The organism is Pseudomonas sp. K5002, assembly GCF_013386655.1.
In the GTDB taxonomy this organism is placed as follows: domain Bacteria; phylum Pseudomonadota; class Gammaproteobacteria; order Pseudomonadales; family Pseudomonadaceae; genus Aquipseudomonas.
Genome location: NZ_JACARK010000660.1, coordinates 1 through 8,523 on the forward strand (window position 1 = coordinate 1; position 8,523 = coordinate 8,523).

Below are 8,523 nucleotides of genomic sequence, written 5' to 3' on the forward strand. Positions count from 1 at the left end.
GCCGGTCACCGTCAATGCGGTGTTCAATGCGCCAAGCGTGGCGGCATTTGCAGCGCTGGTGCAGGCGCAGTTCACGTTGTCGCCGCTGGTGCGGCTGTCGGCGGCGGGACCGGGTACCAACCTGTTCTGCTTCCACCCGTCCACCGGCCATGTGCAGGATTACCGCGCGCTGCTGCCCCATCTACCCAACTGGCAAGTGTGGGGCTTGCAGGCGGCGTATCTGGGCGACGACAGCATAGCGCTCGACGGCAACATCGACAGCCTCGCAGCGCTGTATGTCGAGCAACTGCGCCAGCAGCAGCCCCAAGGCCCCTATCATCTACTTGGGTTTTCACTGGGCGGGCTGCTGGCGATCACCGCAGCGGCGCAGCTGGAACGTTGCGGCGAACAGGTGGCATTTCTTGGCATCCTCGACTCGCAATACCAGCGACAGGACGAGGACGATAGCGTCGAGGCATTGCTCGACTCAGCCGCGCAGGCGCTGACCGTTGACAGCCAGGCGCGGTTGCGCAATTTGCCGGCATCGGTTTCCACCGCGTTGACTGCTCGATTGGCTAAACTGCCCGCCGCCGAGCGCCTGCCCGCGCTGGCGCAATGGGCGCACCAGCAAGGCCTGCAACTGCAGGGCGACAGCTGGGAACATCTGCACACGCGCATTGGCTACCAGCAACATACGCAGCAGTTACTCGCCAGCTTCCAGCCGCCACGGCTAAGCTGCCCGGTGCATATCTGGTGGGCCGATGCCACGCTGCAAGCAGCGGACTTTGCCGACCCGCAGTGGGAACAGCTGAGCAGCGGGCCATGGGTGCGTGACGTGGTGCAGGCGCAACACTTGAACATCCTGGAACAACCCACGATGCATCAACAATTGATCGTCGGCCTTGCGGCCCTGGCGACAGACGGAGCAGTTTGAATGGATTTGCTGATGCTCATGGCCAAGCGCTCGTGGCGCGCCCTGTTGGTGGCGACGCTGACCGGCCTGGCCTGCGGACTTGCGGCAGCAGGGTTGATCGCGATGATCAACCACAGCCTCACGGTGTTCGACCAACTGCGACCGATTGACGGCCTGTACTTCGGTGGACTGGTGCTGCTGGTGGCGGTGTCGCGGATTATTTCCGATATCAGCCTGCTGCGCCTCGGCCAGGCGGCGGTCAACGATATGCGCCTGCACTTGAGCGCCAAGCTGATCGACACGCCCTATGCGCAATTGCAACGATTGGGCAAGCACCGGCTGCTGGCGATGTTGACCGACGACACGCAAACCATCAGCCAGGCAGTGGAGCTGGTGCCGATCCTTTTGGTCAACGGCGGGATCATCATCGCTTGCCTGGGTTACCTGGGATGGCTGAGCTTGCCGCTGCTGGGCTTGACGGTGTTGCTGATCATGCTCGGCAGCCTGAGTTTCAACTGGCCGCAACGCCGGGCGCTGACGTCGATTTCCCGCGCGCGCGAACTCAAGGACCAACTGTTCGAGCATTACCGCTTGCTGACTGATGGCAGCAAGGAGCTGCAGCTCAATCACCCGCGTCGCCAACACTTCTTTACGCGCCTGCTGCTGCCGGTCAGCCAGCAATACCGGCGCGACTTTGTGCGCGGCATGAGCATCTATGCGGTGGTTATGAACTGGGGCAATGCGGTGTTCTACCTGCTGATCGGCGTGGTGTTGTTTGTAGCGCCGCACTTTATCGAGCTGAGCGTGAGCCTGGTCACCGGCTATATCCTCGCGATCCTGTACATGATCACGCCGCTCTCGGAATTGATGCACGCCCTGCCAACCCTGGGCCGTGCCAGCGTGGCGCTGAACAAGATCCGCGCCCTGGAAGGCGAAATGCAGGGCGCCAGCGAAACCCTGGAAACCTTCGCGCCGACCCAGGTGCGCAGCCTTGTGTGCCGCGACATGACGCATACCTACTACCGCGAACGCGAAGACGGCCACTTCACCCTCGGGCCGATCAACGTCACCTTAAAGGCGAGCGAGACGGTGTTTATCACTGGCGGCAACGGCAGCGGCAAGACCACCCTGGCGTTGTTGCTGACCGGGCTTTATCGCCCGGAAAGCGGCGATGTGATGCTCGACGAGCAGGTGTCGTCGAGCAATAACAACCACCATTTCCGTCAGCACTTCTCGGCGATCTTTACCGACTTCTGCCTGTTCGAAAACCTGTTCGACGGCGACGATCCGCAGTTGGTGCAGCAGGCCCAGGATTACCTGGTGCACCTGCAATTGGACCACAAGGTGCAAATCGAACAGGGCCGCTTGACCACGCTGGCGCTGTCCACCGGGCAACGCAAGCGCCTGGCGCTGCTCAGTGCGTATCTGGATGATCGTCCCTGCTACCTGTTCGACGAATGGGCCGCAGACCAAGACCCGGTATTCAAACACTTCTTCTACACCCGCATCCTCACGGACCTGCGTGCGCGCGGCAAACTGGTGATCGTGATATCCCACGACGACGCGTACTTCGGCCTTGCCGATCGCTTGTTGCGTATCGAGCATGGGCGCCTGAGCGAAGCGCCGTTGACGGTCAGCGCCGCTCAGTCATAGAGGGAGTGCAGGTAGCTGACCTGCTCCGCCAAGGGCAGACGGTGCAGTTTGGGGCAGGATTCGCACAGCACCAGCGGCTCGCCTTCAACCAGCGGGTGCAGCTGGTAGTGCAGGCAACAATGCCGGCGTAGTGGCAGACGCGGGCAAATATCCGGTGCGGGCGACGGGACTTGGCGTTGCAGGCCGCGCAACTTCAAACGTCCGTCGTTAACGCTGACCTGCTCCAGCCAACGGTGCACCTCGGCAAAGCCTGGCCGGGACAGGTCGGGGTCGAACCGGTCGAACGCACCGTCCCAGATCGCGACGAAATTGCCCCACAAAATCTTCGGTGCCAAGCCACCGGCTGCCGCCAGGGTGGCGAACAACGGTGCCAGGTGCTCGTGCAGCCAGCGCGAAAGGTAGAGGACGCGCTCAGGTTCCGTCAGTGTCGGCAAGCCACTGGTGAAGTTCAACGCCAGCGGTTGTCCGGCATCCAGGTGCAACACACTGCCATCTGTCCAGAAGTCGATCGCCTGCTGGCGTGTGAGCAGGCAGGCCAGGGTCGCCGGCACCACGATGCTCATGTAGTTCATCGACCACTGCGACACCACTGCAGGCTTGTTGATGCCGGGATAGCGCAGGGCAAACTCGGCCAGCACGGGCTGCAGCAAGGCAGGATCGGCGACACGGCTTAATGGGATGAAAGGCTGGTCATTCGGCTCAAGCCTGATGACCCGTTGTATAGGTGGCCATGCCTGCTTTAGCCAGTCTGGAAATTCGATAACGGGGCTCCTGTCGCTTTCCCTTATGAATGCAAGCGATTAGCATTGGCGGATCCTATCCTCCCTATCCTGCAAACTCAACGTCGCCAGCGACCGGACTTCTTTAACCTTCATGCATACACTTCGCAATTTCTGGCGCCTGGCACGGCCTTTCTGGACCTCCGAACAGAAATACCCGGCCCTGCTGTTGCTGCTGGCCACGGTGGCGATGAACCTGTGCCTGGTGGGTGTCAATATCCTCAATAACTTCTGGAACCTGCATTTTTATAATGCGCTGCAGGAAAAAGACTACCCGGGCTTCCTGCTGGGCGGCCTGCAATTCATCCTGCTTCAGATCGGCCTGGCGGCCTTTACCGTCGGCGCGTTTCACTTTCAGCAGAAACTGACCTTGCTGTGGCGGCGCTGGTCGACGCGCAACCTGCTCGCGCAATGGCTCGACAGCCAGCGCTACCAGAAGCTGAAACTGACCGAAACCGAGGTAGACAACCCCGACCAGCGCATCGCCGAAGATATCGACCTGTTTATCATCAAGTCGCTCAAGCTGAGCCTGGGGCTGCTGACGGCGGTGGTGTCGCTGTTTTCGTTCCTGAATATTCTCTGGCAAGCCTCGGGCCTGGTCAGCATTCCATGGGGTGACGAAGGCCTGGTGATTCCCGGGCTGCTGGTGTGGGTGGCGTTGGTCTACGCGCTGCTGGGCACCGGATTCGCCTTCTGGCTCGGCCGCGCCCTGCCCCATCTGAACTTCATGCAGCAGCGGCGCGAGGCCGATTTCCGTTTCTCGTTGATGCGCCTGCGGGAGAACGCCGATTCGGTCGCCCAGTACCGGGGCGAGGCCGTGGAAAGCCAGCGTTTCAATCAGCGCCTGGAAGCTGCTTTGCAGAACTTCTGGGTCCTGGTGAAAAAGCAGAAGCTGATCATGGGTTACTCGACCTTCTACCTGCGCAGTGCCACGGTGATTCCGATGTTCATCATGGCCCCGCAGTTTTTCGCCGGGGCCTTTACCCTCGGCCGTCTCACCCAGATCAGCGCGGCGTTTGGCGAAGTGCATGCCGCCGTGGCCTATCTGGTTGGGGTGTTTCCGGAACTGGCCGAATGGAAGTCGGTCATTGATCGGCTGGACGGCTTCCAGCAACGTCTGGATAACGTCAGGGTCGACTCGGATGTGGTGCTGACGCAACAGTCCGAAGGACTGGATATTCGCAATCTGGATATCTGGCTGCCTGACGGGCGGCGACTGTTTGCAGGGTTCAACTTGGCACTCAAGCCTGGTGATAGCCTGCTGATCAAGGCCCCTTCGGGGTTCGGCAAGTCCACGCTGATTCGCGCAGTGACTGGGCTCTGGCACCATGCGTCAGGCGCCGTGGCCTATGACCGTGAGCGCACGCTCACGCTCTCGCAAAAAACCTATCTACCCTTGGGCAGCTTGCGCGAAACACTGTGGTACCCCAATCCCGCCCCCGAAGAAAAGGATGCCGAGTTGCAGCACATCATGCAGCAAGTCGGCCTGGAGCATCTGGACAGCCAACTGGCCCATGAGCGTGACTGGGCGCAAACCCTGAGCCTCGGCGAACAGCAGCGCTGCGCCTTCGTACGCGCCCTTCTGGCCCGCCCTGCGGTGCTGTTTCTCGACGAGAGCAGCGCCGCGATGGATGCAGCCAATGAAGCGTGTTGTTACCAGCTACTTAAGGAAATGCTACCGGAGACGATCCTGATCAGCGTCGGCCACCACGCCTCACTGGAGCGCTTTCATGGCCACGTCCTGGAATTGCAAAATGAGGTGGAATGGACGCAGAGGGCGGTGAGTCGAACGATGTGAATGGAAGGATGACAGACGCAACCGGGCGCAAAGTGCGGGCATATTTGAACTTTTTATGCCTGGAAGTATTGCTTTAGAGGCTTGGAAAAATGTTTTTTGGGGACCCTGAGAGTCTTTAGGCGTTGTCGGGCAGGCTGTTTAACCGTTCTGGCTGGAGGCTCCGCGGGCAATCTGACCGTGCAGACCGACGGGAGTGTCTTGCTAGTGCACGCTCTCGCGGCCACGACCGCCGAACACTGGTTGAGCGCACAGCACTCGCACCAACCCCGCCGGGGCAACCAACCCCGCTGCGGTTTCCCATGTCGGTTGCATGCGCTCGACCAGCACCGCAGCCGCGTGCATCGAAGCAGCTGATGAGGTGATCTGGTGGATGCCATCTACGCCTGCCCTGCCCTCGCCTCTGCCTTGGTCTCCTGCCGAGGTGAACGCTCTTACTCAATTAGGTGTGCAGTTGCGAGACCCGGCGCGTGAGCTTGTATCGTTAGCACTGAAGTGGCTGCGGCCAACCATTGCTTCCGGCGAACTGCTAATTCGAGACCCGAAACTTTTCGAGAGTCTCCAAGGCATTCACGACAAAGCTGTGGTAGCTGAAATGGAGGCTTAGGGGGTGTTCCACGCCTGCAACAAGCAGAACGTGCCTGTAATAGTCGTTCGCGGCATCAGCGATTACGGAGACAAGACCAAGGACAACACTTTCCACAAGGTGGCTTCCGAAGCTGCTGCCATCGTGACCCTGGATTACGCCATCCATGGATGGAGCCGCAGACCGGCTCTCTGAGCCATCGTCTCTTGTTAAGTTGAGCGCCCTTCGGCCAAGGGTGCTTTCATCATAAAGAGCAACCTGCTCCGGCGTAAGGGCCGGACTATGCAAGGAGACATGAACTTGACTGATGACGTCCGATCCGAAGACCAGCCACTTCCACCTTGCTCCATCCCTGCATCATGCCAAATATCATTTCGGGGCATATCTGAAGGTGTTGAGTGGCAAGAAAAATTCATCGCCATTGCTCGAAAGGTGGTTGAAGCCTCTGGTTGCCACCATCAGCTCAACGAGGAGATTGAAATCACTGTCAAAACCCCTGAAATTCTTCATTCGTTAACCCCCAAAAAATCTTGAAAGGCGTTGCCTGACGGAGCTTTTGGTAAGCGGCGCATCAAATTTAAAATCAATGACCTCAACACCATTTTCAGCACATAGCCTACGTTTGGAGGCGTCTCTTTCCACCACCCGTAGATGGGCCTCCTCACCACCGAAGACCTTTAGAGGCCGGTAGTGCTGCTCTCCTTGATGCTCAATAGCGAGCCCCAGCTCTGGCAGGTAAATGTCGAGTCTCATCCTGCCAAGCCACCCTGGAGAGGCCTCACGCAAAACCTGATGATCAGGAAAATGAATCGCCCCGGCTTATCTAGACACCTTGCAAGCTCAACGAAAGCGATTAGCCGCTACTCATCCTCATAGTGGAGAGACACGCTGAAAGCCATCAAGTCCCCCATTGCATCACCGCCAGGGCGCGCACTCGCAATTGTTCGTGGATCGCATGCGAATGGGGGCAAAACTGGGGGCATAGTTGGTTTTTCTAAGCCTAGAAGCACCGTCCTAGAGCCAAGTCAAAATGTTTTTTGGCGACCCGGACAGCCTATAAAGCAACAGCACCGCCGGGCATCACACCGAACTCGTCACTTCGCTCTGGACAGATTGCGATTCCCCGGGAACCGGCTCATCGCTGGCGATCGACCTTGGGCCTTGAATCACGGCCAGGCGCCCGGTGCTCGGCGAGCTTTTTTTGCTCTTGTTTGAATTGCTGTTGCCAGCGGGCCAGCGCCTCAGCCCCGTCCGATGCCTGCACCGCCATTGGCACAGACACAATCATCCCGAAAAGCGTCCAGATAAGGAGTTGCTTCATTTCATCTCACCTTCGTTGTTTTAGCTGAAACTGGTTCGGATATCGGCACGCTGGTATTGGTCGAGCAACCCCGCCAAATCCCGGTAACAAGCAGCCAGGTCGCGGGCACCAAGGCGGATCAGTGATCTCGACGTACGCCGGGCCTGGGCCGCGCTGATCGCTGAATCGAAGGCATATCTGGCAATACGCCGATCGCCCGCTTGCACACACCTGGCGATTGACGAATGAGGCTCCAGGTCGCGTGTCTTGCGGTGCAGCAACCTTAACTGTCGACCCAGTTGAAGCGAGACGGCACCGGCCTCATCGGCGCCCGACAGCGCTTGCAGGGCAACCATCCGGTGCTGTTGCGTGGCCTGCCACTTCAGAAGATCCATGCGGTGCCCGTGACGCAGTAACCGGCGCGTGTCTTTGTGCAGCGCGGTCCTCAGGACGTCGGCGTGGCTGGCGGGTTTCCCCGGCAGCAACTGGAAGGCCAGCAGGCAGATAGCAAGCGTCACCATCCAGGCCAGGGCTTGATTCACGAAGTCAGCGAAGTCGTATTGGGCGGTCCCGGCGGTGCCGACCAGGGTGTTGAACGTAATCAGGTAGGCGACGCCTTGCAGGGCATGGCGCGGCCGGGTCGTGGCATGAATCCCGACCGCCCAGAACGCAACCAGCACCACCGTGAGCAACCCGAACCCGCTGATGTGCGGCAACAGCAGGAACTTGCACCCCGCCGCTGCCAGGATTGCGTAGAAGGTTCCCCTGGCAAGGCTCGCAATGCCTTGCTCGGGCGCCGCGCTGGTGGCCAGCAAGGTGCAGAACGGACCCAGTACGGCCAGCAAGGTTGGCCCCTGGTCCCAGCCGGTGAGGTACCAGACAGCACCGGTCGCCAGCGTGGCCAGCAACGCTCGCACACCGTTACGCAGTGCAGCGCCGTAGTGTCGGTGAAACCCCACGGCGCGGGCCGGCGGCAGGGGCGCGCGCTCAAGACAGGCAAAACTCGACAAGGCGCTGGCCAGTTCGGCCAATGATTCATTCAGACGCCGCTGGCTCGCGCCTGGTTCAAGGCTGGCTTGCAGCTCCCGGACACGATCGGCCGCCACGCAAAACCCGGGCATGGCTTCAGCCAGCTGGCGCAACTGTGCGCCGATCCCAGCGTGCGAAGGTATCGCGCATTCGTCGAGCACCACGGCATGCAGATACGCAAGTCCTGCCTGCAGGGTCGCCAGCCTGGCGCGGATCAGCACCGACTCGCCCCGACCAATCCCGAGAAGGTCGTCCACTTTGCTGATATCGATGGCCAGCGGGTCCTGCGCACGCGCCGGTCCGCCGTCAAACCGCACGGCCAATAACCGCAGGGTGCGCGACGAGACGTCGCGAAGTGCCATGGTCAGTGTGCGCTCGACGGTCTTGCGGCTGAATAATGTGGCCACCAGGCTCAGGCTCAACACCCCCAGAACAACGGTCGTGCCCCGTCCGACGATATGTTCGAAACCTTGCTGCGGCGCGACGATG

The 8,523-nt window shown here is 60.2% G+C and carries 7 protein-coding genes; 4 read left to right on the plus strand and 3 right to left on the minus strand.

The annotated features are described in order from the left end of the window. Together HX846_RS25720 and HX846_RS25725 are read left to right on the plus strand one after the other, a co-directional pair. The coding region (locus tag HX846_RS25720; protein ID WP_256739931.1) for an alpha/beta fold hydrolase at positions 1 to 913 on the plus strand (913 nt) is incomplete at its 5' end. Next, positions 914 to 2,545, plus strand: a complete 1,632-nt coding sequence (locus HX846_RS25725; protein ID WP_106803968.1) for a cyclic peptide export ABC transporter — start codon at positions 914 to 916, stop codon at positions 2,543 to 2,545. Here the strand turns inward: HX846_RS25725 and fhuF are convergent. After that, positions 2,536 to 3,192: a siderophore-iron reductase FhuF gene (gene fhuF, locus HX846_RS25730; RefSeq protein ID WP_087694536.1), complete on the minus strand. Its 657-nt coding sequence runs from the start codon at positions 3,190 to 3,192 to the stop codon at positions 2,536 to 2,538. The genes HX846_RS25725 and fhuF overlap by 10 nt on opposite strands. 226 nt (positions 3,193 to 3,418) lie before the next feature. Between fhuF and HX846_RS25735 the strand changes: the two genes are divergently transcribed. Both HX846_RS25735 and HX846_RS25740 read left to right on the plus strand, forming a co-directional pair. Further along, positions 3,419 to 5,122, plus strand: coding sequence for an ABC transporter ATP-binding protein/permease (locus tag HX846_RS25735; RefSeq protein ID WP_087694520.1), 1,704 nt, complete (start codon positions 3,419 to 3,421; stop codon positions 5,120 to 5,122). A gap of 883 nt (positions 5,123 to 6,005) precedes the next feature. Next, positions 6,006 to 6,239 (plus strand): hypothetical protein, encoded by a 234-nt coding sequence (locus tag HX846_RS25740; RefSeq protein ID WP_157955084.1) that lies wholly within the window; start codon positions 6,006 to 6,008, stop codon positions 6,237 to 6,239. A 601-nt stretch (positions 6,240 to 6,840) separates the two neighbouring features. Here the strand turns inward: HX846_RS25740 and HX846_RS25745 are convergent. Together HX846_RS25745 and HX846_RS25750 are read right to left on the minus strand one after the other, a co-directional pair. After that, positions 6,841 to 7,026, minus strand: coding sequence for a hypothetical protein (locus HX846_RS25745; RefSeq protein WP_178966344.1), 186 nt, complete (start codon positions 7,024 to 7,026; stop codon positions 6,841 to 6,843). A 20-nt stretch (positions 7,027 to 7,046) separates the two neighbouring features. Further along, the coding region (locus tag HX846_RS25750) for an FUSC family protein (protein ID WP_178966345.1) at positions 7,047 to 8,523 on the minus strand (1,477 nt) is incomplete at its 5' end.